A 19,751-nucleotide genomic window follows, 5' to 3' on the forward strand; every position below is an offset into this window, starting at 1 on the left:
CATCCCTGCATTGAGCTTCCCTGTATCACTCGTCCTTAAATGATGATTATTGAATCAGAGTCAAGGCTTTTTCGACTGCTTTGGCGGGCAGGGGAATATAACCGTCCTTGATAACGACTTGTTGGCCAGTTTTTGACAGCACCATTTTGATGAACTCTTTTTCCAGCGGTGCTAAAGGCTCGTTGGGTTTTTTGTTGACGTAAACATACAAAAAGCGAGACAGCGGATAAGCGCCGGAGGTGGCATTTTCCGGAGTCGGGTCAACAAAAGGCGCGCCGTCCTTAGCCGAAAGTGGAATGGCTTTTACGCCGGAAGTCGAGTAACCGATGCCGGAATAGCCGATACCATTATTTGAAGTGGTAACCGCCTGCACAACGGAAGCCGAACCGGGTTGTTCGTTGACGTTGTTCTTGAAATCGCCTTTGCACAGCGCTTCATCCTTGAAGAAGCCATAGGTGCCGGAGACCGAGTTGCGGCCGTACAATTGGATGGGTTTGCTGGCCCAGCCGCCGGTCAGGCCTGCTTCACCCCAAGTGACGATGTCGGTGGCATGGCCGCATTTACGGGTGGAGGACATGATGGCGTCGACTTGCGGCAGGCTCAAGCCTTTGACCGGGTTGTCCTTATGCACGAATACGGCCAGAGCGTCGATGGCTACTGGAATCGCGGTCGGCTTGTAGCCGTGTTTGCCTTCGAAATCGTCGATTTCGTTGTCTTTCATTTTACGGCTCATCGGTCCCAGGTTGGAGGTACCTTCGGTCAGAGCCGGTGGCGCGGTTGAAGAACCGGCGGCTTGGATTTGAATATTGACGTTGGGATACAGCTTGCCGAACTCTTCCGCCCACAAGGTCATCAGGTTGGCCAAGGTATCGGAACCGACACTGGATATATTGCCCGATACACCGCTGGCGGCGGCATAGTCAGGAAGCGCGGGATCAACGGAGGCCGGTGCCGCAGCCACGCCGCTTGCCATAAACGCTGTAGACGCAAAGCCGAATCCCAGAATGAGTGACTTCAGCTGAAATGTTTTTTTCATATTATTTCTCAATCAATGTTTGAAACCAGAATCTATACTGCCCTTTGAGCATGACAATAGTATGAAGCGAATATGACAGTTTTATGACAAAGACTAATTGTAAGCTCCCGGAGCGGTTTTTGCCATCACTTAGCGGTCCGGGAGGATTGTTTACGCAGGTTTTCCAGTTTTAAAAAACTGTAGCTGAAATCGACGCTTCCATCGTCTGTTATCACTTCCTTGCCGATTTCTCGCCAGGCGGCATCATCGATTTCAGGAAAATAGGTGTCGCCGACAAAAGCTTTGTTGATCAAGGTCAGATACAGGTAATCGGCGAACGGCAATAAAGCCTCGTATAAGGTCGCGCCGCCGATCACAAACAACTCGTTGCAGTATTGAGCATACTGTAGGGCAGTGCCTATATCGGTAAACACCCGGCAATCGGGCTGTTGATAATCCGGATTGCGGCTGATGATCAGATTTTCCCGCCCAGGCAAGGGCCGGCCGATCGCGTCGAAGGTTTTTCGGCCCATCATGATGGGCGAGCCCATCGTGATTTGTTTGAAGCGCCGTAAATCGGCCGACAAATGCCAGGGCATTTGGCCGTTTAAGCCGATCACGCGATTGCTGGCCATGGCCACGATCAGTGAAATTTTCATGGTTTGTGTTTAAGATGCCCGGCTAGTCAAATTCAGGCCGCGCATCTTACTATTTTATGAAAAACATATTGTTGGTTTTTACCGGCGGGACTATAGGCTCGCAAATCGAAAACGGCATTATCGATACCCGCCAATCGGCCGGCTTTAGGTTAATCCAGTTGTTTCAGCAAAATTATCCCGATCAGACGCAAGTTTGTTTCAAGACTCTGCAGCCGGTGCAAATTCTCAGCGAAAATTTGCACCCCAGGACTTGGCGGGATGTGATTGCCGCGATAGAAGCAGAGGATTTATCCGGCTTCGATGGCATTATCATTACTCACGGCACCGACACACTGGCCTTTAGCGCTTCTGCTTTCGGAGTATATTTCAACCGGCTCAAAATTCCGATGCTGCTGGTGTCCAGCGAATTGCCGCTGGAAAATCCAAATGCCAACGGCTTGAAAAATTTCATCTGCGCGGTGGAATATATTAAGCAAAAGCGTGACGCGGGCGTGTTTGTACCTTATCAAAATCCGGGACAAGTCATGCATATCCATGTCGCAACCCGTCTCGGCAGTTGCCTGCCTCTCAGTGCTGATTTCATCAGCGTGCAATCCAAGCCCTTTGCGATCTTTGAAAACGGCGTATTCCTGGAAAACCACCCTCTGCCCGCTACGAAAAATAACGAATTTAGGCTAAAAAACCAATTTGCCCGAATTCTGCTGATCAAGCCTTATCCCGGCCTGGACTACGCTCATTTTAATTTGGACCAGGTCGATGCGGTGCTGCACGACTTATACCATTCCGGTACAGCTTGTGCTTCGGAACAATGGGGAACGGGACACAGTCTGATTGCCTTCAGCCGGCTTTGCCGGGAAAACCATATTCCATTATATCTGGCGCCGGCGATCAAATCCGATGCGGCTTATAGCTCGACACATCAATTATTGACCCACGGCGCGCAAATGATCTGGAACACCTCGCTTGAAACCGCTTACGCCAAAATAGCCTTGGCCCATGCCAGCTTCGATGATAAGCAAATGATCAGCAGTTTTCTGCTGCAGGATATTGCCAGGGAGCAGGTTTAATCCTCAAAAAAATATTTGTTGACCCAATCGGCTCACGGCAAGCCTCTCTACCAATAATTCTGATTTGCACGGACTGAGCCTATAAAAAATCTCGAAAACAGTGGCCTGTAATCTTGTTGTCATAGAACTGTAATAAATTGTGTTTTTTGGACTTGGATCGCCCATCAACATGAAAATCAGTCAAATCTGTAAACTCGTCACATTGGCCTTGGTCGTTGTTATGATCGGCTTTGCCGTGGCGGTGAGTTGGTCCCTCAACCATCTGAACAAAGCGTTCGGAACGGTACAATTTTTCGGCCAGCAAAAAGACCAAATTTACAGCCAAGTCAGCCAACCGCTGTTCAGTTATCTGCACAGCGGCGAAGCGACCCTATTAAGCGAGTTGGAAGCCAACCTCGCGCGATTGACCAACGATATTCAAGCAGACGATAGGTTGTCGGTTAGCGTTAAGGATTCATTGGTGGCTATGTTGCGCGAATTACAGCAAATCACGCTGCCTGAATTGGCCGCGGCCGGTAAGTTGGCGGAGCCCCAAATGTTGTTGATCAATAACGAACAGCAATTATCGGCTCATTTACGGACCTTGCTGAATTATGCCGAGAAAGCCCAAGCCGAGCGGCAGGCGGACCAACGCGCATATTTGTTAACCCTGGGCCAAGCCCAGACCGCATTGTTAAACTTGGCTAGAGCCCGGCAAAGTTTTTTTACCGGCGCTAAACCGCCGGTGTCCGATGTTGTTCAAAATCCTCTTCGGCAATTGAATGACGGCGTAACCCGCTTGGAAAGTTTACCGCTATTGGGCGTGATGAAAAACCGGGAAACCGCCGACCAGCTATTTAGCCTGGGTGGCGCGGACAAACCGGAAGACGCCGAAGACATGGCCGTGGAACCTCTGGCTGAAATCCGTTTTTTATTGAATCGTTATGAAAAAGACCTGGCAAATGCGCAACAGGTTATCCAACGGAAAACGCTGACCCAAGCCAATACCAACCGGCAAATGCAGGCCTTCCAAACCAAATTGCTGGCGCTGGAGGCCGACATCAATCGGGAGTACCAGCGTTATGAACGGATGCTCTATGTCATTATGATTGCTTGTATCGTGCTGATTACCGCGATGAGCTGCTTGATGCTGGGTATTACGCATCATATGGCTGGCATTATCAGTCAAATCACCAATTACATTGACAAGCTGGCGAACGGCGACCTGAGCGGTATGTTTGCCTTGAAAAGCCGGATTGCCGAAATCAACCGCCTGAAAGTGTCGTTGGAAAAACTATACGATTATTTCAATTTACTGATTAGCAACATTAATCGTGAAACCACGGCCTTGAAACAGCATGGCGTAAATATCGAAAAGGTGGCGCAAAATTTGGAAAGTATCATTGCCGACCAGCGCCAGGCTACCGAGCTGGCCGCCCGGCAAATGGCCGAGCTTTCCAGTTCGTTCAAGGATGTTGCCGCCAATGCCTCCGAATCGCAGTCCAGCACAACGGCGGCTCGGGAGTTGATTGAGCAGGGGGTTCAACATATGAACCATACCAGCCGGGAAGTGTTCAACTTGGAGCAGGTGATCAATCAAACCGCCGATGCGTTGTGTTTATTGCGGCAGGATGCCTGCGCGATAGAAGGGGTATTGGGCATGATTCAGGGGTTTGCCGAACAAACTAACTTATTGGCGCTAAACGCGGCGATTGAAGCGGCGCGGGCGGGAGAGCATGGGCGCGGGTTTGCGGTGGTGGCCGATGAAGTCAGAAAACTGGCCGGGAACACGGCGCATTCCGCCGGCCAAATTCAGGCGTTGGTGGAAAAGCTTAGCAAAGCCACTCATAACACGGCGTTATTGATGAACAATCAACAACAAGCCGCCGGCAGAACGACGCAGGCCGTGGAACAAGTACAATCCGCATTTAACGGCATCACGCTGGCGATAGAGCAAATTTACGACAAGAGTTCGCGGATCACCCAGTCATCGAATCAGCAATTACAAACCACCGAGCGGATGGCCGGCAATTTTGAACAGACGGCCGAGTTGGCTAAATTAACTACCCATGCCGCCAAAGAAAATAAACAGAGCGCATTTTCATTGACGGGGGTTAGCGACAATCTACATCAGCTGGTGGCGGTTTTCAGGCTGAATTAGCCGCCGAACAACTGGTGGTCGATCAAATCGCATAAGCAATGCGAGATCAAAAGATGCACCTCCTGAATCCGGGCGGTGGAATCCGACGGCACTCGGATTTCGATATCGGACTCGTTCAACGCGCCGGCCAATATCCCGCCATCCTTGCCGCTTAGCGCAATCACGGTCATGTCGCGCTCATGCGCGACCTTGACCGCCTTGATGATGTTGCCGGAATTACCGCTGCTGGTGTAGACCAGCAAAATGTCACCGGGCTGGCCCAGCGCGCGCAATTGCTTGGCGAAGATTTCATCGTAATGGTAGTCGTTGGCGATCGAGGTGATGGTCGAGGTGTCGGTACTCAACGCAATCGCCGGCAGGGCGGGGCGTTCGCGCTCGAACCGGTTCAGCATTTCCGAGGAAAAATGCTGGGCGTCGCCGGCAGAACCGCCATTGCCGCAAGTCAGCACTTTTTTGTCGTTCACCAAGGCTTCGACGATTTTTTGCGAGGCGAATTCTATCAGCTCGCACAGGCTGGCCATGGCGTCCTGCTTGGTTTGGATGCTGTCGGAAAAATGGGCGATGATGCGGTCTTGTAAGCTCATAAAGTAGTCAGGTTTGAAAAGCGTTTTTAATCCAGTTGATGCGGTTGTCGCCGGAGACGGCCACCACATCGAAGCGGATGGCGCAATGGCTCAGATGGTTGATTATGACATAGTGTTGGGTGGCGGCGACGATGCGCGCCTGTTTTTGTCGGGTGATGCTGGCCAAGGCGCCGCCGAATTGTTCCGATTTTCGGTAGCGTACTTCGACGATCACCAGCGCGGCGCCATCTTTCATGACCAAGTCCAATTCTCCGGCTTTGCAACGAAAATTACTGCAAACCCAGGCCAATCCCTGCTGTTGTAAATAGGTCAAGGCTTGCAGTTCGGCGCTGTCGCCCTTGACTAAATGCTCTGGTTTGGGTTTGCCGAACAAGCTCACTGGGCAAAGCCGGTGGCTACCGGCACGCCGCCCTTGAATTGCGCGCAGACTAGTTTACGGGTAATCCGATTGTCGCCACTCAGGGCTAACTGGCCGGTGGCGCCCGCATAGGGTGAGCCGGCCAATTGATCCAAGCGGCCAACGATATTATAGGCATCGATGCCCAATGCCATCAGGCGAGTGACCGTTTCGGAGAGGCCTTGCCAGCTATTTTGTAATGCCGATTGGCTCAAGGGGCCGCCATAATAATCGGCGAACAGCCAAGGCACATCGCAAAAGTGGAATGAACCCAGCTCGGCATCTTGCACCGGACTGGGCCGTCCCGAATAGATGGTAGGCATTGCATAAACCGCCAGGTCGGCGTTTTGTTGATATTTCAACTGCGGTGCCAGCTCGCGGGCGGCCTCGGCATTGGCGCTGAGCAAAACAGCCCGTGCCGGTTGTTGGCCGCCGGGATAGCTGGCGGAATTGACCAGTTGGTTGAACTTGTCGACTATTTCATGCTGTTTGGGATCGTAATTTTGCATGCCGGCCACGATGCCGCCACGGCTTTGCCAGGACGATGCCAGATAATTGCCGATGCGCTCGCCTTGAGCGGTATTGGGTACCAGGATTAATGCGCTTTGCCGGCCGTCGCCATGGGCTTTCAGGGCTAGCGCATCGGCTTCGTCTATCGGGCTCAGGCCAAATTGATATAGATTATTCTGGATTAAATTTTCGACATGATTCAGTGCCAATATCGGCACCGTCAACTCGGCGCTAGCCGCCAAAGCCTGAATTTGTTCCTTGATCAACGGGCCGATCACCTGGGTGGCGCCTTCGCTAACCGCCCGCTGATAGAGGTCGGTAATATCCTCTTCGGCGCTATCGTAAAATTTCAGCGGGACTTGCGGCGCGGCGCTAGCCGCCAGGCGGTGGGCCGCCGTCAAGCCGTCCTTGATGGCTTTGCCGGCCGTTGCGTAGGGGCCGGATGTGGGTAGCAACACCGCAATCGTGGCTCCGGCGGATTGGGCCGGGGCGGACGCCAGTCCGGCTTCGGACGGCTGAGCGGAAACCGGTGAATTAGCCAGATAGGCCTGTAAAAAATCGGCATTGGCCGAATGGCCCGGATAATTCAGCCGCCATTGCTGAATCTGTCCGCCAATATCGGCTCCCGGTTGATGCCGTTGCTTCAGGATTTTGGCCAAGGACATCCAGCCGCTCAATTCGTCGGCTATTTCCGGCTGTGCAGTCAGCGTTTGTTCGGGCATTACGCTGAGCATATCCAGAATGGCCGCAATATTGGCCTGTTGCTGCTCGGGCTTTTGCAACAAGTTCCCCAATTTTATCCGGGCGCTGACGGCCGGCAGCACATCGCCCATTAACAGATGGGCAAACGCTAACGATTGGTAATAATTAATCTTGTCCTGTGTCGACAATAAGGCGGGGCGGGCGATTTTCAACTTCTGCAAAGCCTGCTCGGCATCGCCCATGCTCAAGGCTATTTGCCCGTCCAGCAAATTGAATTTGCCGCGCTGTTCCGGCGACAACTCGGCTTGATTGAGCAGGTCCAATTGTTTTCTGGCGGATTGGCTGTCGCCGGACTGAATGAAGGTGTCGGCGTTCAATAAATAATTGGATGCCTGATCATTGGCCAAGCCATAGCTTTTTACCGCCGGTTTGGCCGGCATGCGCTGCTTGGGCTGGGTTTGTACTTCCAGAATCGGCTTGTTTTTCACCGGCTCGCTGCTGCAAGACGTCAGCAAAACCACGGCAAAAATCCAGCAAATCGCCAAGTGACGGGGCATAATGAAGCGAACTTTTATATCAGTCATAGCATCGGAGGGCTTAAAAACAGATGTCCGGAAAATTATACGTGGTTGCCACCCCAATAGGTAATCTGGCCGATTTCAGCTTTCGCGCGCTTGAGGTGCTGAAACAAGTCGATTTGATTGCCGCCGAGGATACCCGCCACGTCAAAATGCTGCTGCAACATTACGGCATCAACAAACCGCTGATCTCGCTGCATCAACACAATGAAGACAGGGCATCGCAAGGGTTGGTGGATAAAATCCGCGATGGTCAATCGATAGCGCTGGTGTCCGATGCCGGCACGCCGTTGCTCAGCGATCCCGGATTGCCGCTGGTAAAGCTGGCCAGACAAGATGGGCTGGAGGTTACGCCGATACCGGGCGCCTGCGCGCTGATCGCGGCATTGTCGGTGTCCGGCCTGCCTATCACCCGCTTTAGCTTCGAGGGCTTTCTGCCGCGCACAGCCTCGGCCCGTAAAAGTTTTTTTCAAGATAAACTGAGCGATACTTCGACTTGGGCATTCTACGAATCCAGTCACCGGATTCAGGCGGCGCTGGAAGATATGGCCGGCATTTTTCCGCCCGAACACGAAATCGTTATCGCCCGCGAAATCACCAAGCTGCATGAGACTATCGTCAAGGCGCCGCTGGCCGCTGCTTTGCAAAAGGTTCAAAGCGACGAGAATATGCGCAAGGGCGAGTTCGTGGTGATCGTGGCGGGCCGCAAAATCGAAGTCGATCAACAACAGCTGAGCGAGGAGCATCTAAAAATTCTGCGCCTGCTGTTAAGCGAATGCTCGATCAAAACCGCCGTGGCGCTGGCGACCGAAATCACCGGCCAGCGCAAGAAGCGCCTGTATCAGGCGGCTTTGGACATGCAGGAAAACCAGTAAGGATTGCGTCAATATAAGCCATTCCGGATGGCTGTTTTAGGGATGATCATCAAATAGACAGGAGGTTATGGGGGGATTGTTTCCATCATCAGTGGTGCTTATGAAAAATTTTTTTTATTGTTGGGTGTTGAGTTGCGCGTTGACCGACGTTTGGGCGGAGGAAAGTAAACCGCTAGCCCCCGGCTACACCGCGCTGCCGTTCGAATCCGCCGCGCCCGGCAGTTATGCCTTGCCGGCGATAGGCTTGGCCGCCGACGGCGAGGTGCTGACGGCGCAAAACCAAGCTAAGCATCTGCATCAATTGATGGGCGACAAACTGGTGTTGCTGAGTTTTATCTATGCCGCGTGCAGCGACGTCAACGGTTGCCCGCTGGCAACCCAGGTCTTGCATAAGATTAGCCGGCAGTTGCAAAAACAGCCGGATCTGGCCGCTAAGTTGCGGCTGTTGACTCTGAGCTTCAACCCAATCCAGGACACCCCGGAAATGATGCGCCACTACGGCGAGGGCTTTAAGACAGGGGACTTCGACTGGCAGTTTCTGACTACCCGCGACGAACAAACCTTGAAGCCCATCCTCGACGGCTATCAGCAAAACGTGCAAAAAATTTATGACGACAAGGGCCAGTTCACCGGCACCTTCTCGCATTTGCTTAGGGTTTATCTGATCGACACCGACAAACAGATTCGCAATATTTATAGTGTCGATTTTCTGCATGCCGACACGCTGATTAACGATGTCAAAACCTTATTGGCCGGGACTACCCCCCAAGCCGTGCCGCAACAGCCGAATGCGGACATGCTGTATCGGGCCGGCGACAACAAGCAGGACTATCAACAAACCGATTACCAGACCCGTTCGTTGGCACTGGAACAACGCCAGGGCAAGCCAGCCAAGCTAATAAGTTTTGCCCAAAAGCCGCCGCTGGGATTGCCGAAATTGCCGGTGCCGGCCGACAACCCGATGACGCCGGCCAAGATCGCACTGGGTCGCAAATTATTCTACGACCGCCGCTTGTCGCTGAACAATACCTTTTCCTGCGCGATTTGCCATATCCCCGAGCAGGGTTTCAGCAGTAACGAAATGGCTACCGCGGTCGGGATCGAAGGCCGTAGCGTTCGGCGTAACAGTCCGTCGTTGTACAACGTTGGCTATGCGCAATTGTTGTTTCACGACGGCCGCGAGAATAGTCTGGAGCAACAGGTTTGGGGGCCGCTGCTGGCGCATAACGAAATGGCCAATCCATCCATCGGCCATGTGTTGGATAAACTGAAAGTCAGCACCGACTATCGTGGCCTGTTCGAAAAAGCCTTTAACAAAGGCCCAACGATGGAAACCGTCGGCCAGGCGCTGGCCAGTTATCAGCGCGCATTGAATTCGGCCGATTCGCCATTCGACCGCTGGTATTTCGGCAAGCAGAAGGATGCGCTGAGCGATCAAGCCAAGCACGGTTTCGCGTTATTTACCGGTAAGGCCGGATGCGGCGCCTGCCATGACGTCGGCGACAAATCGGCCTTGTTCACCGATCACAAACGCCATAACACGGGTATCGGCTATGCCGAGTCCATGCAAAAATCGCCGGACAAGCAAAAAGTGCAAGTCGCACCGGGAGTGTTTGTTGATGTCGATAGGCAAAATCTGCAAGGCTTGAGCACGGAAAAGCCGAACGATCTCGGTTATTACGAAATAAGCCAGAATCCGGCCGATCGCTGGGCTTATAAAACCCCCATGTTGCGTAACGTCGCATTGACCGCGCCTTACATGCACAACGGCTCGCTGGCGACACTAGAGGACGTGGCGCGGTTTTATAACCAGGGCGGCATCGCCAACGACAACTTGTCGCCGTTGATCAAACCCTTGGGTTTGTCGGACGCGGAAGTCGCCGATCTGGTTGCGTTCTTAAAATCCTTGACCGGCGGCGATGTCGGGACTTTGGTGTCGGATGCGTTTGCCGCGCCGGTGGGGGATAGTCAATAAACCATTCCGATATGGCTCTCGCTGAATAAGGGCAAAACGCTTATTTTGTAGCCATTAGTCCCGTAATATGAGGGAGAAAAGTTTTTTCGTTGGCGAAAGTAATGTCGTACATTTTGGTTAGGCCTTGCACTTGTTCATCGCTGAGGCCTAAAACCAGTAATAGAAAGTTTTCTTTGTTGATATCGAGTCTGCGCCGCATTTTGCTGTATTTTTCGATAAAAGGCCGGAATTCGCCGGATTTGCATTCGATAAATACCGGCGTTCGGCTATTTAACAGAAAAAACACATCGACTTCGTATTTGTCTTCATTGGCGAATTGAATATTGAAATTTCTCAGGCAGGAGAAAAGCCCATTGCTTTCATAGCAGTGCTTCAATAGCGTCATAAACACATACCATTCCAACCATTCGCCATTGAAGAAGCTAACGATCGCCGGTGCGGACTGTAAAGTCAGGTGGACTCTTTTTTCGTTTTTATTATAAAAATACTTGGCGACAAACGAGAAGTCATACAGGTTTTTACAAAATCTGGTAATGATTTTAATCTGATTCTGGCTAGTGTTAGTCAGGTTCAATACCACCGAGGTATAGTTATTCCGCTGGGTTTTTCTGATCTTATCCAGGATGTCTTGCAATACCTCGATATTGTCGCCGAGTTCGACGGCCACCTCATCGTAAAATCCTTGAGTATCGAGAGCTTCATGATTGACTCCGACTTGAATGTCTTTACGTTCAAACCAGGTGATAATTGGTTTGTATTGCATGCTGTTGCTCATGACGGCCGTATTATGCAAATCCAGGTCTTCGATTTTGGCCGGCGGAAGGCCGGATTGACCGGTCTCTTTTTCAGCATTGCCGTGTTGTTCCAACTCCCGGTATTTGCCAAGCAACACGCCGTATTTGTCTATCAGTTTTTTTACAAACTCGACGGTGTCATGAATAACAGCCGCTTTTTCGCAAACCGGGCATTTCACGGCCTTGCCGACATGATCATTCGAAACTTCCCTTAGATATGAGCAATTGTTGCAGCGAAGAATTGCCATGTGTAAACCTTCCCGACTGAGCTTAAGAAAATAGTTCGTTGTGTATGAGCGTATCGCATCGGATTTGCTTCGCTTTTTATATGGGCAAACTGGTCCGAGCGTGGAAACTTGCTTTGTGCCAAGAATGACAAGACCGCCTATTCTCGGCAGCCTCTGTCTTGTATTTGACAGTATGCGTGGGTGTTACAAATTGTTCCTTTTTGCCGCAATTGTAGCCATACCTTCACTGAGTTCAATATTTTTCAGGTAATGGCTCCTGTATCTCAATGAAAATTAATGGAAAAATTTTTATTTTTGATGCCAAGAATTTGGATCGAATTTTGCTGGACTTAAGCAAAAGGCTGCATGGCCCATCCCGCAATCTCGATTACAGGTGATTTATGAGCAAAATCGGTATTTTTTTCGGCACCGATACCGGCAGCACCCGTCTGGTTGCCAAGAAAATCTATAGTCTTTTGGGCGAGGAACTGGCCGATAAACCCAAAAATATCAATCGGGCCAGTCCGGCCGAGCTACTACAGTACGATGCGTTGATCCTGGGTACGCCGAGTTACGGTGTCGGCGATTTGCCGGGATTGGCGGTAGGCTGCCAGGAAGCTAATTGGGCGGAGTTCGTGCCCTATCTGGACGGTGTGGATTTGTCCGGTAAACGGGTGGCGCTGTTCGGCCTGGGCCATCAGGAGCGCTATGCCTCGCGCTTCGCCAGTTCGCTGATTCAATTATATCGGGTGTTTTACGGTTATGGCGCCGACATCATCGGCCGCTGGAGTACCGACGGTTATCAGTTCGAACATTCGGATTCCATCATCGACGATCAGTTTGTCGGTCTGGTCATCGATCAACGCGGCCAACCGCACTTGACCGAGGAACGGATCAAAACCTGGTTGGCGCAGATCACCCCGCAACTGTTACCGGTAACCGCGGCGTGACTATCATGGCGCAAACAGATCCCGAGCAAGATATAACGCCGCTGGCCGATTGCGCTAGTTGTTCCTTTCGTGCCAGTTTGCTGGAGGCCGGCACCTGTAAACCCGGCGATTGTTGCGTGGCGGCGAATAGCGGTCGGCAAATCGACCGTTTTTTCAAGGCGCACCCCGGCTTTGCGCCGGATTACGCCCACGACCCGTTTTGGGAACGGCGCGCCATTGCCGCCCGATATTTGCCCACCAATAAATTACAGCCGCTGATGACCGATCCGGACGAAGCGGTAAGGCGGGTGCTGGCTTATCGGGTTCCGCTGGAATGGCTGGTCCAGTTACGTAATGATAGCGACCGCGAGGTCAGAATCACCGTTGCCGATCGTTTGCCGGAACATGAACTGGAATTGATGGCCGACGATTCCGATTATTTGGTGCGGGTCTATGTCGCCCGGCGCTTGCCGCTGGGCCGCTTGTTTCGTTTGGTGGCCGATTCGGATAGCGAAGTCCGGCGCATCGTTGCCACCCGTATTCCTCGAGTCAGTCTGGGTTTGCTGGCGCACGACGCCGAAGTCGAAATCCGCCGGATTGTGGCTCAGCGGATGGAGGTTGACGACCTAGTTATGCTGAGCAAGGATGAAGATTGGGCCGTGCGCTACGAAGTGGCGTTGCGGGCGGAACCGGATTTGCTGCAACTGATGCGGGACGATCCGGATGAAGAAGTCCGTCTGACTGTCCGGCAACGCCTTGAAACTTTAGCCTCCCCCGCTAACCATGAGCTCTGAATATATTGTCGGCCTGACTTATGCCGATCGCTTGAATATGGCTACCGAGGCCCGGCACGCGGCCATCAAAACCCTATTTGGCCCGCAGATTGCCTCGCTGACCTCGCTGATGGGGCCGATGAGCGACGGGCCTGAATGGCCGGCCGGTGCCGCCTGGTTGGCGGCTCGGCATGGGGCTAATGCCTGCATCATTTCCGACGGCTTGTCCGATCCTTGGGTGGAGCGTGACAAACCGGAGACCGGCCTGGGACTGGAAGTGTTTATCGAAACGCCCGACGCCGGCATTGCCGCCGATGCACCGCTTACCGCGCTGGCCGATACCTGGCTATTCCCGATGTTGGCCGAAGTCAGCCATACCTTGGCCGGCTATCCCCGCTTGTCCGAAAAATTGCTGAATGGCGAAATCTTGTCGCTGGAATTCAATATCGACCATATCAAGGATGGCCGCGGCCGGGTTGGCGCATTGTTGAGCACGCCCGGAAACGGATATTCTGATCTGGCGATGCCGGGCGGTACGCTGAAGCTGATCGCGGCAACCTTGCTGACCGTGGCGGAGTTGAAGTTTCTGCGCGGCAAGGGCGAGGCCGGACGGTTGGAATTGAGGGAAAAGCTGCATGCCGCCGGCATCGGTCATTGGTCTCTGCTTCACCGTCCGTCGCTGGTTTAAAACAGGGGCGGCCATGCAATTACATGACGATATTAGCCGCTGGCTGCTGGATAACGGTTTTGACAGCCGGCTGCCGTTAACGGTTAACAACAGTGGTAAACACGCGCTCATTCTGGCCGCGCAACAAGCTCGTGACGATGTGCTGAGCCGGCTAATACAGCAAGGCGCGGATCTGAAAGTGTTGGATGCCTATGGCAACAATGCCTTATGGGCCGCTTGTTTTGCCGAGTCCAATGCGTGTATTGCCTTGTTGCTGCAAGCCGGGATCGACATCGATTATCAAAATCCCAGCGGTGCCAGCGCGTTGACCTATTCTTCCTCCAGCGGCAAACACCTGGTGGTGGCGCAATTGCTGCAAGCCGGTGCCAACCCATTACTGACCACGCAGGACGATTTTAGTGCGCTGGATCTGGCCGCCAGCCGTGAATGTTTGCAGTTGATGCGCAATGCGGTAAAGGCATTGGCATCAAGTTGAAATCGACCTAGGAGTGATTCGTGGCGATTCGGCAATCAGAGTTGCTTCGATAATCTCAGGATTCCATCAAAAATAAGTTCCCGATATTCGAATGTCTTGTAGGGGCGAATGAATTCAAGGAAATTATTTCCAACCAAATCCTTAGGCGTTTTTTCAGAACGATTGCCTCCATTTCGTATTGTTCGCTGAGCGGAGTCGAAGCGAACAGTTGACTTCGACTCCGCTCAGTCAACGGCAAATTGCTTGGCTTGGGTTCATTTATTGCCTTAAATCGCCTAATGACCCGCCGAGTTTAGGGATGCTCGGCGGCATCCAAGAAATTAGGCTTTACGCAGTTTTTTATAGGTATTGATCAAGCCGTTGGTGGAACTGTCGTGGCTGGTGATTTCATCGTCGTTTTTCAATTCCGGCAAAATCGCCTTGGCCAGGACTTTTCCGAGTTCCACACCCATTTGGTCGAAGGAGTTAATGTTCCAGATTACGCCTTGGACAAAGATTTTGTGTTCATAAAACGCAATCAAGCTGCCCAGGGTTCTGGGAGTCAATTTTTTGAACAAAAACGAGTTGGACGGTTTGTTGCCTTCGAAGATTTTAGAAGCAATCAGTGCGTCGTCCAGGTTGGGTTCGTGGCTTAAATCCTGTCTGACTTCCGCTTCGGTTTTGCCGCGCATCAAGGCTTCGGCCTGTGCCAGAAAGTTGGAAATCAGAATGTCGTGGTGGTCCGGCAGGTCGTACTGGCTTTGCGCCGCCGCCAAAAAGTCGCCTGGAATCAGTTTGGTACCTTGATGGATCAGCTGGAAAAACGCATGTTGGCCATTGGTGCCGGGTTGGCCCCAAATAATCGGTCCGGTGTTGTAATCGACTTTATCGCCGCTGATGGTGGCGCTTTTGCCGTTACTTTCCATGTCGCCTTGTTGAAAATAGTCGGCGAAATACTTCAGCGACTGCGCATAAGGCAATATGGCATAGGTTTCGGCTTCGAAGAAATTGTTATACCAAATGCCTAGCAAGCCCATGATCACCGGAATGTTCTGTTCAAACGGCGCGCTGCGGAAATGTTCATCCGCCAGATGGGCGCCCATCAGCAATTCCTCGAAATTATCCATGCCGATGTAGAGGGCTATGGACATGCCGATCACCGACCACAAGGAATAGCGGCCGCCTACCCAGTCCCAGAATTCGAACATGTTGTCGGGGTCTATGCCGAATTCCTTGACCTTTTCGATATTGGTCGAAATCGCCACGAAATGTTTAGAAATATGCGCGGGATCCTTGGCCGAACTCAAAAACCAATTGCGTGCCGAGCGGGCATTGGTCATGGTTTCTTGGGTGGTAAAGGTTTTTGATGAAATCAAAAACAACGTGGTTTCAGGATTCAGGCGTTGCAAGGTTTCGACGATGTCGGTTTGGTCGACATTGGAAACGAAATGCGCTTTCAGGCCTTCCTTGCCGTAAGGGGTCAAGGCGGTGTCGACCATCTTCGGGCCTAGATCGGAGCCACCGATGCCTATGTTGACGATGTCGGTAATGGCTTTGCCGCTGAAACCGGTCCAGGCGCCGGAGCGGACTTGCTCGGTGAATACGCGCATTTTCGCCAAAACCTTGTTGATCTCGGGCATCACATCCTGGCCGCGAAAATAGACCGGTTCATTGCTGCGATTACGCAATGCGGTATGCAGTACCGCGCGTTTTTCGGTGGTATTGATGATGGAGCCGGAAAACATAGCCTCGGTTTTTTTGGAAAGTTCCGCGCGATTAGCCAGTTCGATCAGTAACGGCAGGGTTTGTTCGGTGATCAGGTTTTTTGAGTAGTCAAACAACAAGTCGTTGAACGTGACGGAAAACTTGTCAAAGCGCTGCGGATCCGTGGCAAATGCCTCTTTCATGCAAAATTTGCCGACAATGGTTTGATGATGTTGTTTGACGGCGTTCCATTCGGCGGATTTGATTAATTTGGACATATTGTTTTTGTGGTAAACCGGACAGGGGCTTGGGGCTCTGGAGTAGTGTAAAGTTGTAGCGGAAAGATTGATTACCTCATTATAAGGATTGTCTTTGGGAGATGACAAAAAAATCTTGATTAAGCATCACTATTTAACCGGATGCCTCATGCTTTTGCAAAGCATCGGACCGAGTCGAACGGCGTCTGGTGTCAACGGGAGTGGCGCGGGCTCAATTCGAATTTGGACCTATGGGCTATCGGGAATAAAATCGGGCGATGCGGACGGATGTTCCCGGCAATATAAGTATTGCCTTTATTTGCTAGGGGTGATGTGCTAGAGTTAGGCCGGATTTTTATAGGGTTGTAATCGGTTTTTTTCGCTTGCAGCTTGCGGTCACATCATGCTTAACCGCATGAAATAATAATTAAAACTATCAACAACGGGAAGGGTAAACATGAAAACAACTCGTCTTTTCAGAAATAGTCTGTTCGGCCTCATCGGCCTGGTTTTTTCCTCTACGCTATGGGCTCATGGCGGCGCCGCGGGTACTGATACCGACCAGTGCAAGTTCGAGCTGGAAAAAGATCATTGGATCCATTACACGGCCTATCAGCCTAAAGCCTATCCGGCGGAAGAATTCTGCGGAAACATACCGGACACCAATTCGCTGACTCAATTGGTATTCGATTATCAGGATCAGCGTTATCGCAACATGACGGTTGAGTTTGAAGTCACCAAGGAGCCCGAAGGTACGCGGGTGTTCTATGAAGAGCCTAAAAAACACAAATCCGGTACCGTTATTTTGAACTTGCCTAATGGTGTGCCTGATCCGGGTAAATATCTGATCCACATTACCTTGTTGCAAGATAGCGGCGAGCGCTTGGATGCTCATATGAGTTTCAAGGCCGGCGAAGGCCAACCGACCAGTAAAGGCAGCATGGGTCTGTATGCGCTGGTGTTCTTTGCGGGTCTGTACATTTTATATCTGTCCAACGCAGGTTTTAAACGTAAAGTTGACGAACTCATCGGTAGAGCCAAGGAAATTTAAACTTATCGGGGTTTATCCTGTCTTTGCAAAACGTCGGGATAAACCCTCGGTTCGGATCGAGCCGAAATCCATGAGTACGCTGTACAAGATTTTTCAAACTTCGGTGTTATAGAGGTATTACTCTAATGGTCAAAACAGTATCAATTGCCGCTTTAGTCTGTGCACTATCTGTTGCCAGTGTTTCCGCAAAAGAATTTCAAGAACACAAAAACATGATGGATCACGGCGACGGCCATTTGATGGATATGGATGGCGGTATGGTGATGGGGCAAAACGCCGACACCTTGCCGGGCGGATGCGACAAAATTGCCGCAACCAAGGAAATCACCGTGCATGCCGGACATAAATATTCCGAAAAGTTTCCCGGCACCATGTTCGCATTCGATCAACAAGAATTCCAATTCGAGCCTTGCACCAAGTTAACCGTGCATTTTGTCAATGATGACGAAATTCGGCACCAATGGATGATGCATGGCTTGCCCAAATATTTGTACCCTAAAGGTATGTTCCATCTTGAAGTTAGCGGACCGGGCAGTGTGTCCGGCACGTTGATTCTGCCACCCGGTGATAAAACCTATCTGGTGCATTGCGATATTGCCCAGCACATGGAAAAAGGCATGAAAGCCCAGTTGAAAGTGGGAAAAGGGGGCGAGGATTTGCCGAGTATTCCGGGTGTGACGGCTAGTATCTTCCCCGATGATTACAGTGGAAAACCATTTGCGCCTAAAGAGTTTGCCGCGCAAGAAACGGCCGCAATTGCCGCATCCGTTGCGGCGGCCGCCAACGCACCTAGTGCCAAGGCCGCTGATGCCAAGCCGGCAAACGATGAGGCTTTCATATCCGGCGTGGGTGTGGTCGGTTTGGCCATCGGTGTGTTAGCCGCGCCCTTTCTGGCCAAGCGATTTAAAGGTATGAGTACCGGCGAAGTCATCGCTACCGTATTTGAATGGATTTCCGAAGGGATTGGTTTTGCCGTGGATTTGGTCGGCAAATTGCTGAAAGTGCTTTCAAGCAAAAAAGCCATTCCGTTACCCGATAAATAACATCAACCGATAAAAGCCCCTGAAACAGCATGTTTCAGGGGCTTTTTTATGGGAGCAACAAATTGGCGATAGAATCGTTAGGCGTATTGGGTTTGTTCATCAGTGCTTTTATTTCCTCAACCATAGCGCCCGGCGGTTCCGAAGCGGTATTGGCCTATTTGGTCAGCAGTCGGCAGTATGCCGTCGAGCAGTTAGTGTTGGTGGCGACTGTCGGCAATACCTTGGGAGCGTTGACTACCTGGTGGCTCGGGCTTTGGGCCGCCAAGAAATATCCCGCCGAAGCCCTGTTGCCGGACAAGCATCGAAAATCATTGCTGACCGTACGGCATTGGGGTAGCTGGGCATTATTGTTTTCCTGGTTGCCGTTGGTGGGGGATGGTTTGTGTTTTGCCGGCGGTTGGCTCAAGTTGTCGCTGCTGTCCTCCGTAATAGCTATTTTTTTTGGCAAAGCTCTGCGCTATATTGCGGTTGCTTATGCATTTATCTAATTTTCAAGAACAACAATGACGTTTTTTAGTCTTCCTCATTTTCCCTCGGCGGACTCGGTTGCGGAACATAGGCACCGGGATTATTTCATTGCCGCTTTTACTTTTGTGACGACCACCATCTGCCTGACTACCGACGGCTTTGCGCCGCAGTACCTTCAATATGTACTGGCCTTCTTCGGCTGGCTGTTTTTGATCGGCTTTCTGCGCGGCGAATGCAAATACGTTCGTACCCAGGTCGCGGTGGCCGTGATGTTTGCGGTAGTGGGCGAATATTTCGCATCCATTTACATGAAAGGTTATATCTATCGCTTCGAGAATGTGCCGGCCTACGTGCCCGCCGGGCATGGCTTGGTGTATTTGACCGCAGTGGCGCTAGGGCGATCGGGTTTTTTTCAGCAACATGCGCGGCGTATCGCCTTGTTTGTCGTTGGTGTTTGCGGCCTGTGGGCGTTGTGGGGGCTAAGCAGTTGGTCGCAGCGGCAGGACGTAATCGGCGCGGTGTTGTTTTGCGTATTTTTAATTTATCTATTTAAAGGCCGTTCACCCATGGTGTATCTGGGAGCCTTCTTTATTACCTCCTGGTTGGAGATTGTCGGTACCAGTGCCGGCACTTGGGCTTGGGCGGAAATAGACCCGGCCTCGAAATTACCGCAAGGCAATCCTCCAAGCGGGGTGGCGGCATGGTATTGTCTGGTCGACGCTGTGGCGATTGCCGGCGCGGCACCTTTGTTGGACATGCTGACCAGAAGCGCCAACTATTTGCGCAATCAGCAGGCTCCGATACGGAAATAGCCGTTACTGCTAGGCTTTACGATCCGGAAAAGCGCAAAACCTGGCCGCC

At 51.8% G+C, this 19,751-nt stretch carries 19 protein-coding genes; 12 read left to right on the plus strand and 7 right to left on the minus strand.

The annotated features are described in order from the left end of the window. Positions 1 to 46: 46 nt before the first annotated feature. Positions 47 to 1,036 (minus strand): PstS family phosphate ABC transporter substrate-binding protein, encoded by a 990-nt coding sequence (locus IVG45_RS19355; protein ID WP_196435401.1) that lies wholly within the window; start codon positions 1,034 to 1,036, stop codon positions 47 to 49. A gap of 125 nt (positions 1,037 to 1,161) precedes the next feature. Continuing rightward, the gene (locus tag IVG45_RS19360) at positions 1,162 to 1,674 is read right to left on the minus strand and encodes a dihydrofolate reductase (RefSeq protein ID WP_196435402.1); all 513 of its coding nucleotides are present in this window, start codon (positions 1,672 to 1,674) and stop codon (positions 1,162 to 1,164) included. Between the two features lie 56 nt (positions 1,675 to 1,730). On the opposite strand from IVG45_RS19360, the gene IVG45_RS19365 reads away from it, so the two are divergent. Together IVG45_RS19365 and IVG45_RS19370 are read left to right on the plus strand one after the other, a co-directional pair. Further along, positions 1,731 to 2,741 (plus strand): asparaginase domain-containing protein, encoded by a 1,011-nt coding sequence (locus tag IVG45_RS19365; RefSeq protein WP_196435403.1) that lies wholly within the window; start codon positions 1,731 to 1,733, stop codon positions 2,739 to 2,741. Between the two features lie 169 nt (positions 2,742 to 2,910). Beyond that, positions 2,911 to 4,881, plus strand: coding sequence for a methyl-accepting chemotaxis protein (locus IVG45_RS19370; protein ID WP_196435404.1), 1,971 nt, complete (start codon positions 2,911 to 2,913; stop codon positions 4,879 to 4,881). Here IVG45_RS19370 and IVG45_RS19375 read toward each other — a convergent pair. From IVG45_RS19375 to IVG45_RS19385, 3 genes are read right to left on the minus strand one after another with little or no spacing between them, the layout of a single operon-like run. Beyond that, positions 4,878 to 5,465: a phosphoheptose isomerase gene (locus tag IVG45_RS19375; protein ID WP_196435405.1), complete on the minus strand. Its 588-nt coding sequence runs from the start codon at positions 5,463 to 5,465 to the stop codon at positions 4,878 to 4,880. The genes IVG45_RS19370 and IVG45_RS19375 overlap by 4 nt on opposite strands. Positions 5,466 to 5,472: 7 nt before the next feature. Beyond that, positions 5,473 to 5,844, minus strand: a complete 372-nt coding sequence (locus IVG45_RS19380) for a YraN family protein (RefSeq protein WP_230874659.1) — start codon at positions 5,842 to 5,844, stop codon at positions 5,473 to 5,475. After that, positions 5,841 to 7,631, minus strand: coding sequence for a penicillin-binding protein activator (locus tag IVG45_RS19385; RefSeq protein ID WP_230874660.1), 1,791 nt, complete (start codon positions 7,629 to 7,631; stop codon positions 5,841 to 5,843). Before IVG45_RS19385 ends, IVG45_RS19380 begins: the two co-directional genes overlap by 4 nt. 50 nt (positions 7,632 to 7,681) lie before the next feature. Between IVG45_RS19385 and rsmI the strand changes: the two genes are divergently transcribed. Then, complete coding sequence (gene rsmI / locus IVG45_RS19390) at positions 7,682 to 8,527, plus strand: 16S rRNA (cytidine(1402)-2'-O)-methyltransferase (RefSeq protein ID WP_196435407.1); 846 nt, start codon at positions 7,682 to 7,684, stop codon at positions 8,525 to 8,527. Between the two features lie 100 nt (positions 8,528 to 8,627). Further along, complete coding sequence (locus IVG45_RS19395) at positions 8,628 to 10,502, plus strand: cytochrome c peroxidase (protein WP_196435408.1); 1,875 nt, start codon at positions 8,628 to 8,630, stop codon at positions 10,500 to 10,502. Between the two features lie 40 nt (positions 10,503 to 10,542). Here IVG45_RS19395 and IVG45_RS19400 read toward each other — a convergent pair whose 3' ends face one another. Further along, the gene (locus tag IVG45_RS19400) at positions 10,543 to 11,544 is read right to left on the minus strand and encodes a hypothetical protein (RefSeq protein ID WP_196435409.1); all 1,002 of its coding nucleotides are present in this window, start codon (positions 11,542 to 11,544) and stop codon (positions 10,543 to 10,545) included. Between the two features lie 380 nt (positions 11,545 to 11,924). On the opposite strand from IVG45_RS19400, the gene IVG45_RS19405 reads away from it, so the two are divergent. The 4 genes from IVG45_RS19405 to IVG45_RS19420 are packed head-to-tail and all read left to right on the plus strand — an operon-like array spanning position 11,925 to position 14,388. After that, positions 11,925 to 12,473, plus strand: a complete 549-nt coding sequence (locus IVG45_RS19405; protein ID WP_196435410.1) for a flavodoxin — start codon at positions 11,925 to 11,927, stop codon at positions 12,471 to 12,473. 5 nt (positions 12,474 to 12,478) lie between these two features. Beyond that, entirely contained in the window at positions 12,479 to 13,246 is a 768-nt protein-coding gene (locus IVG45_RS19410; RefSeq protein WP_196435411.1) for a 4Fe4S-binding leucine-rich repeat protein, read from the plus strand. Further along, positions 13,236 to 13,913 (plus strand): hypothetical protein, encoded by a 678-nt coding sequence (locus tag IVG45_RS19415; protein WP_196435412.1) that lies wholly within the window; start codon positions 13,236 to 13,238, stop codon positions 13,911 to 13,913. Before IVG45_RS19410 ends, IVG45_RS19415 begins: the two co-directional genes overlap by 11 nt. Positions 13,914 to 13,926: 13 nt before the next feature. Further along, complete coding sequence (locus tag IVG45_RS19420; protein ID WP_196435413.1) at positions 13,927 to 14,388, plus strand: ankyrin repeat domain-containing protein; 462 nt, start codon at positions 13,927 to 13,929, stop codon at positions 14,386 to 14,388. Between the two features lie 320 nt (positions 14,389 to 14,708). On the opposite strand, the gene pgi is transcribed toward IVG45_RS19420, so the two are convergent. Then, entirely contained in the window at positions 14,709 to 16,349 is a 1,641-nt protein-coding gene (gene pgi / locus IVG45_RS19425; RefSeq protein WP_196435414.1) for a glucose-6-phosphate isomerase, read from the minus strand. A gap of 436 nt (positions 16,350 to 16,785) precedes the next feature. Between pgi and IVG45_RS19430 the strand changes: the two genes are divergently transcribed. The 4 genes from IVG45_RS19430 to IVG45_RS19445 all read left to right on the plus strand — a co-directional run bounded on the left by IVG45_RS19430 (position 16,786) and on the right by IVG45_RS19445 (position 19,702). Beyond that, positions 16,786 to 17,379 carry a hypothetical protein gene (locus IVG45_RS19430; RefSeq protein WP_196435415.1) on the plus strand — a complete coding sequence of 198 codons (594 nt, stop codon included), beginning with the start codon at positions 16,786 to 16,788 and terminating at the stop codon, positions 17,377 to 17,379. A gap of 125 nt (positions 17,380 to 17,504) precedes the next feature. Then, a complete protein-coding gene (locus IVG45_RS19435) occupies positions 17,505 to 18,422 on the plus strand; it encodes a copper oxidase (RefSeq protein ID WP_196435416.1) in 918 nt (305 codons plus the stop codon). 62 nt (positions 18,423 to 18,484) lie between these two features. Then, positions 18,485 to 18,910 (plus strand): YqaA family protein, encoded by a 426-nt coding sequence (locus IVG45_RS19440; RefSeq protein ID WP_196435417.1) that lies wholly within the window; start codon positions 18,485 to 18,487, stop codon positions 18,908 to 18,910. Positions 18,911 to 18,925: 15 nt separating this feature from the next. Beyond that, entirely contained in the window at positions 18,926 to 19,702 is a 777-nt protein-coding gene (locus IVG45_RS19445; RefSeq protein ID WP_196435418.1) for a hypothetical protein, read from the plus strand. Positions 19,703 to 19,751 lie beyond the last annotated feature (49 nt).

The organism is Methylomonas sp. LL1 (genome assembly GCF_015711015.1).
GTDB lineage: Bacteria > Pseudomonadota > Gammaproteobacteria > Methylococcales > Methylomonadaceae > Methylomonas.